Here is a 17,428-nt window from a genome sequence, read left to right as displayed (position 1 = left end):
TACATTATTTTATATACCAGCCAATTTTTCCCAGGCTGGTATAGACTATACCTCAAATTTTAGAGTTTTTTTATTTGAAATATAAAGTTCCCTATTCTAAAATTGTACCAAGAGGTTTATATGAAATCTATAAAAACAAAACTAATTTTAGCCTTCTCCCTATCAGTTATAATACCAATGTCTATTGTATCTATAATATCCAGTTTTAATCTTTTAGGGACAATTAAACCACTATATAATGGAATTGTAAAAAGAGAGTTAAAGCAGATAGATGATTATTTTACTCTGTACTTTGAAAGTATGCAGGACTCAATACAGTTTCTATCAGAGAATCCTATTATTATTGATAATAGTGAGAATTTAACTATATATAAAAACAGTAAAGTAAATCTCTCTATGAATCCTGATAATTGGTCAAATGGGGAGAGGTTTATATATTCCCAGTTAAAGATCTTTATTGATAACCATCCTAAATATAGCGGAATAGAGTTAGGTACAAAATACGGTGGATATATAAGGTACCCTCTATCAGATAGGAAGGCGGGATATAACCCTCCTGATAGGGGGTGGTATAAAACCGCACTAACCGATCCGAAAAAAGTTATTATAACAGATGCAGCACCTTCAAGTGATGGAAACAGTGTGGATTTAAGCATAGTAAAGGCTGTTAATATTAATTCAGAAGTGGTTGGAGTTCTATCATTAAAGGTATCCCTAAATGACTTAGCAAGTGTAATTGATAACAGTAAAGTTGGAGAGGATGGCTTTGTTTTACTTGTTGAGGGGGAAAATACAGTCTTAGCAGATCCTCTACATAGGGATAATAATTTTAAAAAATTATCAGATATAGATGTATATAGAGATTTATATGAATCAAACTATGAAAATGACCAGGTATTTATTGATAATAAAGAAACAACAGCCTTTGTATATAAATCAAAAGTTCTAAATTACACATTTATTGGTTTCTTACATAATGATGAAATTATGGAACCATTTTATAACTTTTTAAGAGTTCTACTTATATTTGCTATTATATTAGTTATTGTTTTTAATTTAATAGGTTATTTTATGGCAAATTCTATCTCCTCCCCAATAAAGTTTATAGCATCAATTTTAAATGATATTTCCAAGGGAGAGGGGGATCTTACCAGGGAGATAAGAGTAACTTCAAAAGATGAGTTGTCAGAAATGTCTAATAGTTTTAACGCTTTTACTGGAACTATGAACAGTATGATCCTATCAATTAAAAATTCATCAATAGATCTAGAGAAAATTGGGGAGACCCTATCTAGTAATATGGAGGAGACATCCGCTGCTATAACAGAGATAACGGCAAATATAGAGAGTACAAAAGGGCAGATCAATACCCAAGAGACAAAAGTTTCTTCTACATCTTCTGCAGTAGAAGAGATTACGCAAAACATCGAGTCCTTAAATAGAATGGTTGATAATCAAGTTCAGGCAGTTAATGACTCATCTGAATCAATTAATCATATGGTAAACAATATTGGACATGTTAATAGTAATATAGATATCTTAAATAGACTCTTTAAGGAGTTAGTTGACTCATCTGAGTCTGGGAAAATAAAAATTGCAAACGTATACGATAGGGCTATTGAGATCTCAGAACAATCCTCTAGTCTATTAGAAACAAATAAAATAATTGCAGACATATCGGAACAAACAAATCTTTTAGCAATGAATGCGGCAATAGAAGCTGCCCATGCAGGTGAAGCAGGTAAGGGGTTCGCTGTTGTTGCAGATGAAATAAGAAAATTGGCAGAGACATCCTCTAGACAGTCTGGAAATATAAGCAATAACCTTCAAGGTATAACAGGTGTTATCCAGAGTGTTGTAGAAGCATCAAAAGATGCAGAGGAGGGATTTTCTCTTGTTAGTCGATTAATAGAGAGAATAAATTCCCTAGAGGGGGAGATAAAAGAGTCTATGGGGGATCAGTTAAAAGAGAGTACTCAGGTTACAAACGCCCTAGAGAAGATCACTAATTTAACAAACGGTGTTAAAGAAGGGTCTGAGGAGATGAGGAGTGGAAATGAGCAGATATTAAGTGATGTTTCTGACTTATCAGAAATATCCACAACCATATTACAAAGTATTCAAGAGATATCTGTTGGTAATAATCAAATAAACTCAGCTGTTGCTGAAGTTGTTGAATTAAGCTTTAAAAATAAAGAGACAATATCTAAAATACATAGGGATGTTTCAAAGTTTAAACTAAAAGAGTAGTTATTGTATATCTATTCTTCTGTACCCTTTCCAGTCCGGGGTCAAGGTATACTCTGTCTCACTTGGTATTAACTCTATCTTACCACTGTAAATCTTATTAAGTAACTTTGAACTGTCTACACATAGAAGGTTATCTATATGGGGTTGTTTTAAACCATTAAAAAACTTTTTCTTAGCCCTTGCCTTAGCTTCATTAAAATCCTTACATACTAATAACACATATCGATGTAACTCATTCATTAATGAGTCATCATAACCTCCAATATTTATAAAATATAGCTTTTTATCTAGGGTTATATCACTAGTAGGCTCTGTAATACGAACTTCGTGTTCATCCGCCCCTTCTATCCATTTATATGCATCAATATGGAGTTTTAAATCTATACCATACCAGTTCTGTTTAAGAATTTCGTAGGTCTCTTCTATATCTTTAGCAATTATAAACTGTAGATCGTGAACTTCAATGTTTGAAGTACTAGTCTTTCCACCAAGTGTTACCATAAATAGTTTTTTCATTACCGATCTCCCTTATTTATTATATACTAAAAAAAATAGTAAATAAAACTGATTCCGAGTATAGTTAATAGTAAGAAAGAAGAGAAGAAGGTTAAGTTATGTTATTTAAAAGGTTAAAAATTAGTTCAAAGTTTATATTGATAATATCAATAATGATATTTGTAGCATTTTCTACAATAGTTGGAGTTACATATAAAAGAACTATGGATTTAGCCTACAGTGACGCATCTACAATTACTATAGAGTATGCCAACCATTACGAAACCTATATTAGGGGCCTCTTTGAGAGAGCTATATGGGAAAACAAAGCTATTAAAGAGAGTATTCAATCGATTGTTAATAGTGGAGTAGACATTCCAAGGGATGTTATTACCGATATGCTAAAAAGGTGGTATGAGTCAAACCCAGGAATTGTAGATACATGGTTGGTATTTGAAGATAACGCCTATGATGGTAATGATATAGAGTATGCTAATACTGAACGGTATGGAAAATCTGGAGCATTTACTTCTTGGATTAGTGATGATGGTTCTGGTGGGGTAGGGATCTACTCTTCTGAACTATCTGGAGATGCTGAAACTGATGCTTGGTACCACTATCCAAAATCAAGAAAAAAAACAACTATTTCAGACCCCTATGAATTTGAGTACGCCTCTGGGCTTAAGACAATTGTTACTATATCGGAGCCGATATTTAATAGTTCCGGGAAGTATCTAGGTTTAGTAGGTACAGACTTTGAAGTTGGAACCATAGATAGCATTATTGGTGATATTACAATTTATGATACAGGATATATAAATCTTTTCTCTGAAAACGGAACCATAATCGTTTCCCAAAATGATGATTGGTTAGGAAAAAACGTTAGTGATATTGAATATTTTAAAGGTGATTATAGTAATAATATTTCTAAGGGTGAATTTTTTTCTACTAATAACAGGAATGCTAAGATGCATATTACTGGTATGCCTATAAAATTTGTAAATAGTGGCCAACAGTGGATGTTAACAATAAATATTCCTCAAAAAGAGATTACTAAAATGGCAACAAAAAATGCAATACAAATAGTTTTGTTAGGAATAATTACTTACCTTATAATCGTTATATTGTCATATATCTTCTCTAAAACTATTACAAAACCTCTAGTTGCTGCCTCTGTTACAATGAAAGATATTTCAGAAGGGGATGGAGACTTAACAAAGAGATTAGTTTCCCAATCCCAGGATGAAGTAGGAATTTTATCCCATCAATTTAACCTCTTTCTAGATACTTTAATATCTATGGTTAAAAAGATTGGTGAGGCTTCAAATATTAATGTAAATATAAAGCAGGAGTTAGTTGCCAATATAGAGGAAATTGTTTCCTCATTGGTCCAAATAAACTATAACTTAGATGGTGTTTCAAAACAGATAACAACACTTAATTCCAAGCTAAATAATTCTGCAAATGCGGTTAATGATATTACAACTAATATTAATGGAATGGATGATAAGATACAGGAACAGGCCAGTGCTATAGAGGAGTCTACAGCTGCTGTTACCCAGATGGTTGCTTCATTAAAAAGTGTTGCTGATATAGTTTTAAAAAAAGGTGAATCTACAAAACGTTTAGTTCAAACCGCAGAGTTTGGAGAAAATAAAATGGATGAAACTAGTCAAAGTTTTAAAGAGGGAATTGTAACCAAAATTGATAGTATTTCAGAGATGACTGGGATCATATCAAATATCGCTAGTCAGACTAACCTTTTATCAATGAATGCTGCAATTGAAGCGTCCCATGCAGGGGATGCAGGAAAAGGTTTTGCTGTAGTTGCAGACGAGATTAGAAAGTTAGCAGAACTCTCTAGTGATAATTCCCTTAAAATATCATCAGTTATAAATGAGATAATCAGTGCTATTGGTATAACTGATACTAATATAAACGAAACTACCGAATCATTTCGATTAATAAGTTCAGAAGTTGAGGGTGTGAATCAAGCTTTGCAAGAGATAAATAGTGCAACCCAGGAACTGTTCTCTGGAGGAGAAGAGATTTTGCAATCAATGTCCATTTTAAGGGATAGTTCTATACAGTTAAGGGATAGTTCTGCAGTTATAAACTCAAGCTCAGAGCTTGTAGACTCATCTTTAAAGGATGTATCAAGGATTTCAAGGGAAGTTACTGATGCTGTAATCGAGGCAACTTCTGGTTCTAACGAAATTAAAATAGCTATGTTACGGTCCCAGGAGTTAACAACTGAGTTAGGTGATGCGACAGATAGGGTAAACAATGAAGTTGGTAGATTTAAAACAGAATAGTTAATATATGACCTCCTGTTGAACAAGGGGTCTTTTTTTAATATAATAGTTAGTATACTAAATATTAGTATACAAATCTATTGTAAGGAGTATATATGAATTTAAAACAGGTATCAACTATTCTATTTTTCACAATTTTGTCAGCTATAAGTTTATTTGCATCTGGAAATAAAGAAGAGGGTGTAATAATGTTTGCTGGATCAGGTGGATATCCCCCATTTAATTTTATAACAGAATCTAATGAGGTTGATGGCTTTGATGTAGATGTAGCAAAGGAGATTGCAAAAAGATTAGACCTAGAGTTGGAATATGTTACAACTGCTTGGGATGGAATTATTGAAGGCCTAAGAGCTAGTAGATATAACGGTATCCTTGGAAGTATGGCTGTAACAGAGGAGAGGGAGAAAATTGTAGATTTTACAACCCCTTATTACTATTCTGGAGCTCAAATAATTACCAAAAAAGATTCTAATATTAAATCTTTAGAAGATATTGATGAAACTACAACTATTGCCGTTGTTACAGGAACTACATTTGTTAAGGATGTAGATGCTTTAGGGGCAAATGTAAGAATGTATGAGGACGATAATCAAACTCTTATGGAGCTATTAAATGGTCGAGTAGATGCTGTTATTACAGACAGGGTTGTTGGTTTAAATGCTATGAAACAGATTAAAGGTGGAGAGGATTTAAAACTAACTGGAGAGCTATTAAGGAAAGAAGAGTGTGCAATTGCCCTTAAAAAAGGTGATGATCTTTTAGATGAGATTAATAAAATATTAATGGATATGAGAGGGGATGGAACTCTTAAAAAAATAAGCAATAAATGGTTTGAGGGATCGGATATAACAGTACCTTAATAAGGAGGACGTATTGACAGATTTATTTCCGTGGGATCTCACAGTTGTTGTAGAAAGATTCCCACATTTTATAAAGGCAGCACTAATTACACTGCAAATAACATCTTCTGGTATTATTTGTGGTTTAATTGTTGGTTTCTTTGTTGCAATGATGAAGATCTCCCATAATAAGGGTTTAAAAGGTATTGCCTCTGCATATATTTTTACGGTTAGAGGAACACCATTATTACTTCAGTTGTTTATTATTTATTACGGTTTAACATCAGTTGTGACTATCCCACCTTTCCCTTCAGCTGTAATAGCATTAGGGTTTCATAATGGAGCCTACATTGCCGAGATATTTAGGGGTGCAATTGAGTCTATACCTGTTAGCCAGCTTGAGGCTGCCCGATCCATAGGGTTAAGCCATAGAAAATCTATGCAGAGGATAATATTACCCCAAGCTTTTAAAAGAGCAATACCTCCATTAGGGAATCAATTTATTATTGCTTTAAAAGATTCTAGTTTAGCAAGTACTATTGCTGTACCTGAGTTACTTTTAAGGGGTAGGCAACTTGGTAGTTCAAGTTTTATGTACATGGAAATGCTTATAATTGTAGCTATATACTATCTACTTTTAACATCCCTACTACAGTTTATACTTAAAAGAGTAGACAAAAAGTTTGCATCTGGAAAGAGAAAGGTTAGAAAGATATGGTAGAAGTAAAAAACTTAAAAAAGAATTTTGGTACCCTTGAAGTTCTAAAGGGTGTAGACCTTAAGGTTAAAGAGAAGGATATTGTTGTAATTATTGGGCCATCAGGTTCAGGTAAAAGTACACTTTTAAGGTGCATTAATTTCTTAGAAATGCCTAATTCTGGTAAGGTCTATATAAATGGGGAAGAAGTTAAAAAGAAGAACCATGATATAGATTCATTAAGAAGAAAGGTTAGTATGGTTTTTCAGCATTTTAATCTTTTCCCCCATAAAACAGTTATTGAAAATGTTATGGAGGGGCCAACTCAAGTTACAAAAATGTCTAAAGTTAAAGCTACAAAATTAGCAAAGTTATTACTTAAAAAAGTTGGATTAGAGGATAAAGCTAATGTATATCCTGAAATGTTATCTGGTGGTCAGAAGCAAAGAGTTGCTATTGCTAGGTCTCTAGCTATGGAGCCTGATGTTATTCTCTTTGATGAACCTACAAGTGCTCTAGATCCAGAACTAGTGGGAGAGGTTATTGCGGTAATAAACGATCTAGCTAAGGAGGGTATGACTATGGTGATTGTAACCCATGAAATTTGGTTTGCCCGGGAAGTAGCTGATAAGGTTATTGTTATGGATGAAGGTGTTATTATAGAAGAAGGGAGTGCAGATAAGGTCTTTAATAACCCAGATAACGAAAGAACTGCACAATTTTTAAAACAGGTAACAAAACAAAATTAAATATTAAAATAATAGCTCTATATTCTACTACTTTAGAGCTATTATTTTATTAGACCTCTAATGTTAAATCCTATAAAATAATAATATTACCCTTTAATAATCTATTTTTCTTTAGTATACTAAGTTTTATATGAGTGATACTAAATGTGACGAGTTAGAAGAATTTATTGAGGATAATTTTGAGGGTGAAAAGAATAAGCTTCTTAAAATTATTTGTTTGTATAAAAGGGTTGGATATTTTGAAAAATTTGACCATCTTGATGTTGATGATGTATTAACCGATGTTCTAAAGGATCTAAGGGTTAAGGTTATTGCTGAATAAATAATTCTTAAAATAATTGACATGGAGTCCACTCCATAATGTACTCTGATCAAATGATTAAAGAGTTCATTAAAAGAATATTTGCAATAACAGTACCTGTTACACTTCAAAATCTATTAGGGTCTTCTAGAAACCTGGTTGATACAATGATGATCGGAACCCTTGGGGTTGTTCAAGTTGCTGCTGTTGGTGCTGCAGGAAAGCCATTTTTTGTTATGTTAATAACAATATTTGGAATAACAAATGGAGCTGGTATTCTAATATCCCAATACTGGGGGAAAAGAGATGCTGATGGTGTAGCTAAAAATGTTTTAGTTACAATAATTATATCTATTTCAATATCAACTATATTAGTTTTAATAATAAATATCTTTTCCCTTCAGATTGTAGGTTTTTCATCTTCTGATGAGAGTGTCATTAAATATGGTTCTGAATATTTAAGGATAATTTCTACAAATTTAATACTACAATCTGTAATTATCTCATTAAATGTTGGCTTAAGAAGTACAGGACAGGTTAAAAAGTGTACCTTAGTTAGTCTTATTGGTGTTACTTCAAATATCGTTATAAATTACATTCTTATTTTTGGTAAACTGGGCTTTGACCCATTAGGTCTAAGGGGTGCAGCTCTTGGGACTCTCTATAGTTGTATTATTGAAACTTTTTTAATTGTAATTATTACCCTATTTTATAATAATAAATTCAGAATCTCCATATCTAAATTTATAAATATTATAACAATGGAAGATTTTAAAAAGGTTTTAGACGTATCTATTCCCTTAGCTATTAATAGCTTTGCCTGGGCTGGAGGCACCTATGTTTATTTTATGATTTACGGAAGGATAGGTAGTGAGGAACTAGCAATAATGACAATGTTGGAACCTTTATCATCTATAATGATATCATTTTTTTCTGGACTAGCAACTGGAACAGGAATTCTTCTAGGCCACTCCCTGGGAGTAAGGGAGTATGATAAAGTATGGAGAGAAGCTAATTACGCAATTATATTTGGGGTAGTATTAGGAGTATTTGTTTTTACATCTGTATTTCTATTTAGAGATATATTCCTAGGATTTTTTACATCCCTTCCTCCATCCACATTAAGCATGGCTAGGTTCGTATATCTATTTATAATGCTAAAAGTATTTTTTATGTCTTATAATATTGTAGTAGTAGTAGGTATTCTAAGGTCAGGAGGGGATACAAAGTATGTTATGTTTATAGATATGTTCTGTCAGTGGGCTGTAGGTATCCCACTCTGTTTTATAGCAGCTTTTATCCTTCATCTTCCTCTACACTGGGTCGCTTTATTTGCTGCAACAGAGGAGTTTGCTAAGCTTTTTCTCTCTACTAAAAGACTGAAGAGTAAAAAATGGATTAGAACTTTAATTAGTTAAATAATCATATGAACACCTACTTATCCAGTGTTTCCACATGAAGACTAGTGAGAAGAGGGGATATCCCTTCCTTTTTTATTAGTCATATTGTAGTTGAGTTTTAACTATATATAATTCCGTTATACAGAAAACTAGTAATTAAATATGTTATGTGTATTTAGTGACACTTATCAAACTTAAATATTACTTAAACCCAGTTAGGAAATTGCTATAAAAAAGCTAAAAAACAAATACTAGTATAACTCACATGTAAATAACAGTAGAAAGGACACTTCATAAAGTGATATAGTTAAGGGGATCGAGAAAAGTATACGGGTTAAACCACTTACTATAAAAATCTGAATCCCCTGTAATTTCAGATAACTATAAATAATTATATTCCTAACTTAGAGGTTTTGCAAGACAATGATTAATATTACTGATGAAAAATGGAAAGAATGGAACATTGAAAAAGATAAACATAAATTTTTTACTATTAGGTGGGAAGAACTATTCAATGATAAAACTTATGAATCTTGGCAAGTTCGATCAACAAATGTAAAGTACTTACTAAATGAAATAAGAGAATCAGCAATTATCTCAAATAAAGTAAAAGTGCACCACACAAATTTAAATGACCTTATCGAAGAATTAGAGATAACCATAAAAAGTGATAATATAATTAATAAATATTTTAGTAGCTTACTTTTTTATACTAATAAGATTAGCAAACAATATAAATCAATTAAAAAGTCAGATAATCCTGACTTTATTGAGATAAGTGAACTAGCCCAGTATGGAATTATAATTCTTAATGATTACCTAAACAAAAATTTTGACTATCTTGAAGAAATATTATTTAGTGAAGAAAATAATAAGAAAGAACTAAATACTGCTATGCAATTATTAGCTGTAGAACTACATAACATAGGTTACTCTTTTGAATACATTAAAAATTCATTTCAAATACTGCAAACAACACAAAAATTTGAAGAAAAATTTATTAAATTAAAACAATTATTTTCTAAAGAATTAATCGAATTTGAATGTTATTACTTGCTTAGAACCAGTTTTCAATTAGAAACTTTGAGTAGCCATAGGTTGATTAGCGTAAATCGAAATGATCTACCAAAAAATAGACTTACAGAATTATTTTTAAATCAAGACTTGGGTTGCTCTGTTATTAAAGTTACTGTTAAAAGCCTTGATAAAATTACAGCTGCGATTCAAGGTAGGCAACTTTTAAGAAACTTATTAGCTCTTAGAGTTATATATGAACCAGATATAAAAAATCAGAAAATGCATCCGATAGATTTAATCAAAAATGATGACTTTGAAATAGTAAAACACAATGATGATATCCCTCTATACATGAGAAAATCAAAAAATCCTGATTCTAATTATATTAACTTAATTAGATCTCTAGAATTATTTAAATTAGAAGAAAGGAGATATATAGAAGCATCTATACAATATTTTAGGCTATCTTTAATGTCGAGTAATGATGAGGCTAAGTTAACTAATCTATGGATAGCATTAGAATCACTTTTCCAGGATCAGGCTGGTACTATAATAGGAAATGTTACAAAAAATGTTGCAGCAATTACTACATTAAATTATCTATACAGTACTTTAATTGCAGTATCAAAAGACTTAAAACCATACATCAGAAAAATACAAAGCGATACAGAAATTAGCAATTTTCTGGAAAAATCAAATAATTATAGATTTCACCCATATGATTTAAATAAAATATTTCTCGTTGATACAGATAGTAAAATACTGAACAAAATAAAAGCCTGTGTATCAGATAATCCTCTAATATTAAATAGATTATTTAGTCTCAAAGAAGGAATGTATAAATCATCTAAGAACATGAAAAAACACTTAACAATACATTTCAATAATATAAGTTGGCAATTAAGAAGAATTTATAGAGTTAGAAATAAAATTAATCATCAAGGTTCATTAGATATTAATATTTCTCAGTTTTATCATCATTTATATATTTATTATACTGACACATTACAATCTATCATTACTACATTAAAAGAAAATCCTGATTGGTCTATAGGTTCCGCATTAAACTTTAGGCGATGTAAATATGATTTTTTTATTGAAGAATTGGAAAAAAATACAACACCTAATATAGAGAAGATTTATAGGACAGATATAGATGCACAGTCAGAAACAAAAGCTTGGACTAAGAAAAAATAAATCAAACAACACATAACAAACTGTTGGAAGTGAACTGTCTTTGTCATGCTTCTCGCATGAATCCTTACTAAAAGTTTAAACTAAAATTTAGTATTTTTTTTGCTAAATTTTAGTTTAAATGGGTATTTATTGAGCAAGAAGCACGCCAATCCTTCCGCTTCGCTACAGGAACGAGCAGTCACCTCAACAGGACGTCTATGATGAAAGTCAAGAAACCTCCTTCAATTTGCTAATATTTATCCGGTTTTTTCTTAATAAAACCTCATAATCGTGCATTTTCCTATCATGGTTTTTAGTATCCATGAATCTATAATATTCTTCTTTTTTTAGAAGCTGATAAATGACTGTAATAAATCTTCTACAAGTTCCCATTCTCACTTTACCAACTTTTTTATATTCACTTAGTTTATCATACCAATGCTCTATTGCCCTGTTTGAGTTGATAAAATGGTTTAATGATTGATAAAGAAGAGCTATTGTTAACTTTCTGCCCTGCTTATTTGTACTCTTAATCAGTGTCTTTTCATTTGAACTTTCAACTTTTGGGGCTGATCTTAAATAAGATGCAAAGTTTTTAGAATTTGAAAACCTTTTCACATCAATTATATCTGATATAATAGCAATGGCGGTAAATACACTTATTCCCTGCATAGATGTGAGTATATCTATCTCTTTCATATATGGTGATCCAGCTATTTCAATTTCCTTTTTAAGTAAAATAATAGTTTCATCTAAATTATCCAGTTCTTTAAACAAAATCATTAGTTGAAATTTTAATTCTCTTGAATCTGAAATATTTAATATTTTATCTCTCATTTTATTATTAAAAATCATTACTTTATTAAAAGGAAAAAGATTTTGTTTTAATAAAGAGTGAATTCTGTTTTTTAGTTGAGTTCTTTGTTTACCAAGAAGTTTATAAGTTGAAAATAAAGCTCTTAAATCCTGGATAATTGGAGGAGGCAAAGTAACTCTTTTAATTTGTTCTTCACCACTCATAATCTGCATTTTGAGAACTCTTGCTAGTTTCTCTGCATCTACTTTATCAGTCTTTTTGTTCGTAAAGCTGATGAGTTTCATTGAATAAGTATTAGAAATAAAAACATCTTTAACCTTATTTTGGATTAGTTCTGTAAACTTGAATGCATTTGTTGTTGATTCAACAATTACATAAGTTTCTGGTGTTAAAATCTTGTAAAATTTTTCCAAAGATTCCTTATCAATTGAATAAGTTCCTACTTTCTTTTTTGTTCCCTCATTAAATGTACAGTGATTAAAGCAGTCAGTATGAAGGTCAATTCCCATGAATTCCATTTCATCTCTCCTAAAAATCTTTCTTTCCTAAAAGAAGAGGAGTATAATAATCATACGTCTATACGGGGTATGAGAAATATAATCTCATCCTCAACATGTTAATGCGACTGATGACTGCTAATCGTTAAAACGGGTTCATAATATGTCCCAGTCCGCTTACAGCCATCGGCCGTTCTTCTTTTAAGAAGTACTGACTTAATTATAGCACCAGTCGCAACCTTTTACACTTTCTATCATAGCATCGTTAAATGCACTTTTTGATGAGTATTAATTTTAATGATTATGAGGTTTGTGCCAAAAGAAATAAATAACATATTATCCTTCGGAAAATAAACAAATTAGTTCTTATGTTAATCAGAAATTGTATAAACCAAGATAATAGTAAAACAACTATGTTGATAGAGCAGATACTTATGGATAAAAATGTAATTAGAATTGCTTCTACATCAATAATGATGTAGAATATATTGTATGATAAACAAATGGAATATTATTTATTATGAACAAAATCAAGAATCGGAAGTTTTTGATTTTGTTGAATCTCAAAAAAATAGTAATAAAGCAAAATTATTAAGTTGGCTTTCAATATTAGAAGAGAAAGGTCCTCTTTTACCACGACCCTATGCTGATATATTAGATGATGGGATTCATGAATTGAGAATAAAGCTTACAGGTAAACAGGTTCGAATACTTTATTTCTTTTGCTTTAAAGATTTTATCATTTTGACAAATTGTTTCAACAAGAAAACCAATAAAGTACCTAAAAAGGAAATTGCTAAAGCAAAAATGTATAGAGACGATTTCCTCAGTAAATATAATGAAGAAAAATTAAGGAAGGAATACAATGAAAACATTTAGAAACCATCTAAATACATCTTTAGAAAATAGTGATTTTAAAGAATCTTTTGATGAAGAAAAAAAATTCATTGAACTGGCATTAAAAATACATGAAGCTAGAGAGCTTTCTGGTTTAAGTCAGCTTGAAGTATCTAAAAAGGCTCATGTTACACAACAACAATTATCTAAACTTGAAAATGGTAATAGTTGTAATATGATGACTTTTTTAAAAGTATGTAATGCATTAGGACTAAATCTAGATTTTAATACAACATTAACAGCATCATAAGTTTAACAATATCATCTAAAAGTGTCATTTATGGCTAATTGTTTTATATCGGCATTTAACAATTCATTGGAAATGACAAAATCTTTGTCAGAGTCTGTGCAAGAAAAAGGCACAGACTCCGCCAACCCTTCGGGATAATTTCGCATTTCAATGAGGCGTTATATGGATTTTAGATACAGAATAGTACTTTTAGCCATTTAGTAGTTAAAACACTTATTCATTGTTTATTATGATCATAAAAGAAAAATTGTTTAAATTTTATAGTTTCTCATATATATTTAAGACAATAATTAATATCTAAATATTAAAAAAACATCAGAAGTATTTATGCCAATAATTATAAACCCTAAAAAATAAAAATTAGAATCAAACAATTCTCCTATACCAGAATATAGTTGGAAGTCTTCTGGAAATTTAGGAAAAGAACTAAATCTTCAAGACATGAATTGTAATATTAGATCATTGGAAAAAGGAAAATATTCTTATCCATATCATTATCACCATAATTCGGAAGAATTATTTGTTATAATATATGGTAAAGGAGAACTAAGAACACCAACAGGTATTGAAAAAGTAAATATAGGTGAAATTGTGCTATTTGAAAAAAGTAAATCTGGAGCACATCAAATCTATAATCCTAATTCAGAACCATTAATTTATATGGATTTAAGAACAATAAATAAAGTTGATGTATGTGAATATCCGGACTCTAGAAAATTAATATATTACCAAAACAAGATATTCACTATAAAGGCGACATAGCAGAATATTATGAAGGTGAAGATAATATAAAAGAAATATGGGGTAGTATTAAAAAGAAGCTGATGACCTACCATTTTAAATAGATCTACTAAATGATTGTGATGTTGTCGCATAATGGCAATCAACTTCGTTAATATGCTAAAAAAAATAAAAAAAGTATAAATTATTACTAAACGCTAGATGACAAGGTATAAAAATTATACCATAATTAAAACATATGAATTTTGAATATGATAATATTAAAAGTAATTCTAACTTTATTAAACATGGAATTGATTTCTTAGAAGCACAAGAATTATGGAAAGATGAAAATTTAATTAAACTTCCATCAAAAAACCTGGAAGAAGAAAGATTTTTAATCATAGCAAAATTAAATAGAAAATGTTGGACTGCTATTATTACTTATAGAGAATTAAATGTAAGAATAATATCTGTTAGAAGGTCTAGAAAAAACGAGGAGGATTTATATGAAAGCTTCAGAATTGGATAAAAAATTTGATGCAGGGGAAGAAGATATCTTAGATCAATTTGATTTATCAAAAGTTGAAAAACCAAATTATGATATAAAAAGAGTTAATGTAGATTTTCCTTCTTGGATGATAAACTCATTAGATCAAGAAGCAAAAAGACTAGGTGTTCCTCGACAATCAATAATTAAAATATGGATATCTGAAAGACTTGATAAAGAAAAAGTACTACATAGAGCTTAAAAATAAATGAATAACCATATAACACATATAAGGACTCCATCTGTCAATAGATAGACTACCCCTGACTTAATTTTTTTCCTTTTTTAAGTCTGTAAAAATCTTTGACAGATACAACAGAAATACCCTACGGGTCTCGTCTGATTTCAAATATTAACTCCTATTAAACTAATAATATCACTATCGATGATTCTGTGGCAAAGCTATTTTTACTAATTTAAAATTAGGTCTATTTTTTTATATATGTAATATTACACTCTCTACATTTCCGAATCTCAGGATAAATTTCAGCAATATCATATCTACCAAGAGGTTTCTGAAACATATCTAAACCACGACCTAATAGGATCTTCCACTTATCATCAATTTCAATTGATCTATCATGTATTCCATTATTTATCTCATAGGAGAAATATACACCTAACGGAGATATAGATTCTCCAATTTCGGTAAAATGAGAATCCGACTCATATCTGTAATCCTCATCTACTCCAGTTACAACATGAATTGTTATCTCTTCACCAATCTCTTTCTTTGTTAGTATTACCTTGATTAACTCCATAAGGTTTCTAAATTGATGAGGCATCCTAATAAAAGGATCTACTATTAGAATCTCTTTAGCACCAACAAAGTAATCCCCAAATAGGTTCTCATAACTAATTCCTTCTTGGTTATCCCTAATTTCAGTATTACCTTCTTTTAATATAACCTGTCTGACAGGAGTTGTTTCAGAACTTATATTAACAGAATCAGATACTGGATCTTCACTATGCATATGTTTAACCTGTAGATCCTCATTAAAGCCGTATTCAATAGATTCTAAAGTATTAACTGTGTAAGTCTCTCCAGTAGCCTTGGATGTATAACTAAAGTCTACATGTTCAAATGTTTCATCCATTTTAATAAGCTGTATCTTAACACGTTTACGATTCTCTATTGCAAAGTCCATAATCTCTTTAGCTTCAATTTCTGAGTATTCTCCATCTGGGTACATAACTTTAATAAGACCAGAGAATGTTTTAGTTATGGAATCTTTGTCTCTTGTGGTAATACTATCAGATAAAACAAAGTACTTTTTAAAGTCCTGAGTATAATCTTCTCTTCGTAATTGCTTCATAATTTCAGAGAGGTAGTCCACAATAAAACCATAGTTGTTTGTAAACATCTCATTTCTAAGTTTTTGTACTTCCCAGCCTGGAACATAACAATGGATACGGTCTAAAAATGCTGTGTCGGCGTATTGAGAGGGAAGTGCATCAAAAAGATGTGAGTGTTTTTACATGTAAGCTACACTGTGATCAGTATTTCCTACAAAAACCATTGATGCTGAAGCTCCAAAAACTTCTGTACCCCTGGAAAATGATTTATTAGCCATGTAGTTTTTCATTATATCTACAAGACCCCGGTCTACACTTTTACCTGTTCCTGCAAACTCATCGTATGCAACAACATCCCAGTAACCAACAAGCCCTATTGTTCCACTTTTATTATCAACAAATAGTTTTGCTTTTGTAACTTCTCCACCGGATATAAGTATTCCATGTGGTGATAGCTCTGAATAAATATGTGATTTACCTGTTCCTTTTGGGCCAAGCTCTATTAAGTTATAGTTATTCTCTGCATATGGAACTAACCGGCTTAACTGAATCAGTTTTGATCTTCTAGTAAACTCTTCTGGTTGTAATCCCATAGACTGTAGTAGAAGATCTATCCACTCTTCCGTTGAAAATTGAGCTCTAGCTTCTTTATATTCATCAACGGATACATTTGATATTTGTATAGGTTTTAAAGATCCTATATGCCAAGGAGCGGTTTCCCCATCTTCTATAGCAAAGTATTCCATGTTTATAATGCACCAAATACCGTTAGATAAGAGTTTAGGATGTTTTGTTACTAAATCTGCTGAGATTTCTATCTTTTTTAAACCTAGATTAATAAATGTAGCTTCATAGATATCTCGTTTATCGTTTAATGAAACTGAGACTTTATCTATGATTCTGTGTTTACCATTCTCTCTAATTTTTGACTTTATCTGTTCTGATTCTTCTCTATGAACAAAATGACTGGATATTATATTTTTAACACTCTCAACACCTTCATTAATTGTAGCATTGTCATCTGTAGCACAGTATTGACCAAGTAGATATTCAAGAACATAAGCTGGAACAATTGCGTTACCCTTGACTAATTTTGTGAGATCTTTTCGTACTACTTTACCTAAAAAGTGTTTGTTTAATTTTATATCTAAGTCTTTCATTT

General features: G+C 30.8%; 16 protein-coding genes and 1 pseudogene. 13 read left to right on the top strand and 4 right to left on the bottom strand.

Annotation, left to right across the window (positions count from 1 at the left end; all coding sequences use genetic code 11):
• Positions 1–120: 120 nt before the first annotated feature.
• Positions 121–2,250, top strand: a complete 2,130-nt coding sequence (locus EW093_RS05080) for a methyl-accepting chemotaxis protein (RefSeq protein ID WP_149567355.1) — start codon at positions 121–123, stop codon at positions 2,248–2,250.
• Here the strand turns inward: EW093_RS05080 and EW093_RS05075 are convergent, their stop codons facing one another.
• The gene (locus tag EW093_RS05075; protein ID WP_149567354.1) at positions 2,251–2,766 is read right to left on the bottom strand and encodes a DUF1543 domain-containing protein; all 516 of its coding nucleotides are present in this window, start codon (positions 2,764–2,766) and stop codon (positions 2,251–2,253) included. It lies immediately after the preceding gene.
• Between the two features lie 152 nt (positions 2,767–2,918).
• Between EW093_RS05075 and EW093_RS05070 the strand changes: the two genes are divergently transcribed.
• The 7 genes from EW093_RS05070 (at position 2,919) to EW093_RS05040 (ending at position 11,260) form a co-directional block, all read left to right on the top strand.
• The gene (locus EW093_RS05070) at positions 2,919–5,060 is read left to right on the top strand and encodes a methyl-accepting chemotaxis protein (protein WP_187759836.1); all 2,142 of its coding nucleotides are present in this window, start codon (positions 2,919–2,921) and stop codon (positions 5,058–5,060) included.
• A gap of 95 nt (positions 5,061–5,155) precedes the next feature.
• The gene (locus EW093_RS05065; protein WP_149567352.1) at positions 5,156–5,920 is read left to right on the top strand and encodes an ABC transporter substrate-binding protein; all 765 of its coding nucleotides are present in this window, start codon (positions 5,156–5,158) and stop codon (positions 5,918–5,920) included.
• A 13-nt stretch (positions 5,921–5,933) separates the two neighbouring features.
• Positions 5,934–6,620 (top strand): amino acid ABC transporter permease, encoded by a 687-nt coding sequence (locus EW093_RS05060; RefSeq protein ID WP_149567351.1) that lies wholly within the window; start codon positions 5,934–5,936, stop codon positions 6,618–6,620.
• Complete coding sequence (locus tag EW093_RS05055; RefSeq protein ID WP_149567350.1) at positions 6,614–7,345, top strand: amino acid ABC transporter ATP-binding protein; 732 nt, start codon at positions 6,614–6,616, stop codon at positions 7,343–7,345. The genes EW093_RS05060 and EW093_RS05055 overlap by 7 nt, the downstream gene beginning before the upstream one ends.
• Before the next feature lie 130 nt (positions 7,346–7,475).
• A complete protein-coding gene (locus tag EW093_RS05050; protein ID WP_149567349.1) occupies positions 7,476–7,667 on the top strand; it encodes a hypothetical protein in 192 nt (63 codons plus the stop codon).
• A gap of 53 nt (positions 7,668–7,720) precedes the next feature.
• Positions 7,721–9,064: an MATE family efflux transporter gene (locus EW093_RS05045; protein ID WP_187759835.1), complete on the top strand. Its 1,344-nt coding sequence runs from the start codon at positions 7,721–7,723 to the stop codon at positions 9,062–9,064.
• A 405-nt stretch (positions 9,065–9,469) separates the two neighbouring features.
• Complete coding sequence (locus EW093_RS05040) at positions 9,470–11,260, top strand: hypothetical protein (RefSeq protein WP_149567347.1); 1,791 nt, start codon at positions 9,470–9,472, stop codon at positions 11,258–11,260.
• Between the two features lie 207 nt (positions 11,261–11,467).
• Here the strand turns inward: EW093_RS05040 and EW093_RS05035 are convergent, their stop codons facing one another.
• Positions 11,468–12,574, bottom strand: coding sequence for an IS110 family RNA-guided transposase (locus tag EW093_RS05035; RefSeq protein ID WP_149567346.1), 1,107 nt, complete (start codon positions 12,572–12,574; stop codon positions 11,468–11,470).
• A gap of 471 nt (positions 12,575–13,045) precedes the next feature.
• On the opposite strand from EW093_RS05035, the gene EW093_RS05030 reads away from it, so the two are divergent.
• The 5 genes from EW093_RS05030 to brnA all read left to right on the top strand — a co-directional run bounded on the left by EW093_RS05030 (position 13,046) and on the right by brnA (position 15,172).
• Positions 13,046–13,432 carry a type II toxin-antitoxin system RelE/ParE family toxin gene (locus EW093_RS05030; protein ID WP_149567345.1) on the top strand — a complete coding sequence of 129 codons (387 nt, stop codon included), beginning with the start codon at positions 13,046–13,048 and terminating at the stop codon, positions 13,430–13,432.
• Positions 13,419–13,700, top strand: a complete 282-nt coding sequence (locus tag EW093_RS05025; protein WP_149567344.1) for a helix-turn-helix domain-containing protein — start codon at positions 13,419–13,421, stop codon at positions 13,698–13,700. Before EW093_RS05030 ends, EW093_RS05025 begins: the two co-directional genes overlap by 14 nt.
• Positions 13,701–14,162: 462 nt before the next feature.
• Positions 14,163–14,462 carry a cupin domain-containing protein gene (locus EW093_RS05020; protein ID WP_187759834.1) on the top strand — a complete coding sequence of 100 codons (300 nt, stop codon included), beginning with the start codon at positions 14,163–14,165 and terminating at the stop codon, positions 14,460–14,462.
• Between the two features lie 217 nt (positions 14,463–14,679).
• Entirely contained in the window at positions 14,680–14,952 is a 273-nt protein-coding gene (locus EW093_RS05015; protein WP_149567342.1) for a BrnT family toxin, read from the top strand.
• Positions 14,930–15,172, top strand: coding sequence for a type II toxin-antitoxin system BrnA family antitoxin (brnA, locus tag EW093_RS05010; protein WP_149567341.1), 243 nt, complete (start codon positions 14,930–14,932; stop codon positions 15,170–15,172). Before EW093_RS05015 ends, brnA begins: the two co-directional genes overlap by 23 nt.
• 226 nt (positions 15,173–15,398) lie before the next feature.
• Here brnA and EW093_RS17620 read toward each other — a convergent pair whose 3' ends face one another.
• Entirely contained in the window at positions 15,399–15,944 is a 546-nt protein-coding gene (locus tag EW093_RS17620) for an MIT C-terminal domain-containing protein (protein ID WP_246745092.1), read from the bottom strand.
• Between the two features lie 102 nt (positions 15,945–16,046).
• Positions 16,047–17,426 (bottom strand): annotated as a pseudogene (brxL, locus tag EW093_RS17460) (BREX system Lon protease-like protein BrxL); the annotation flags it as partial.
• Positions 17,427–17,428: the final 2 nt, after the last annotated feature.

The organism is Thiospirochaeta perfilievii (genome assembly GCF_008329945.1).
GTDB classification, from domain to species: domain Bacteria; phylum Spirochaetota; class Spirochaetia; order DSM-2461; family DSM-2461; genus Thiospirochaeta; species Thiospirochaeta perfilievii.
This window is presented reverse-complemented; position numbering and strand designations above follow the sequence as displayed.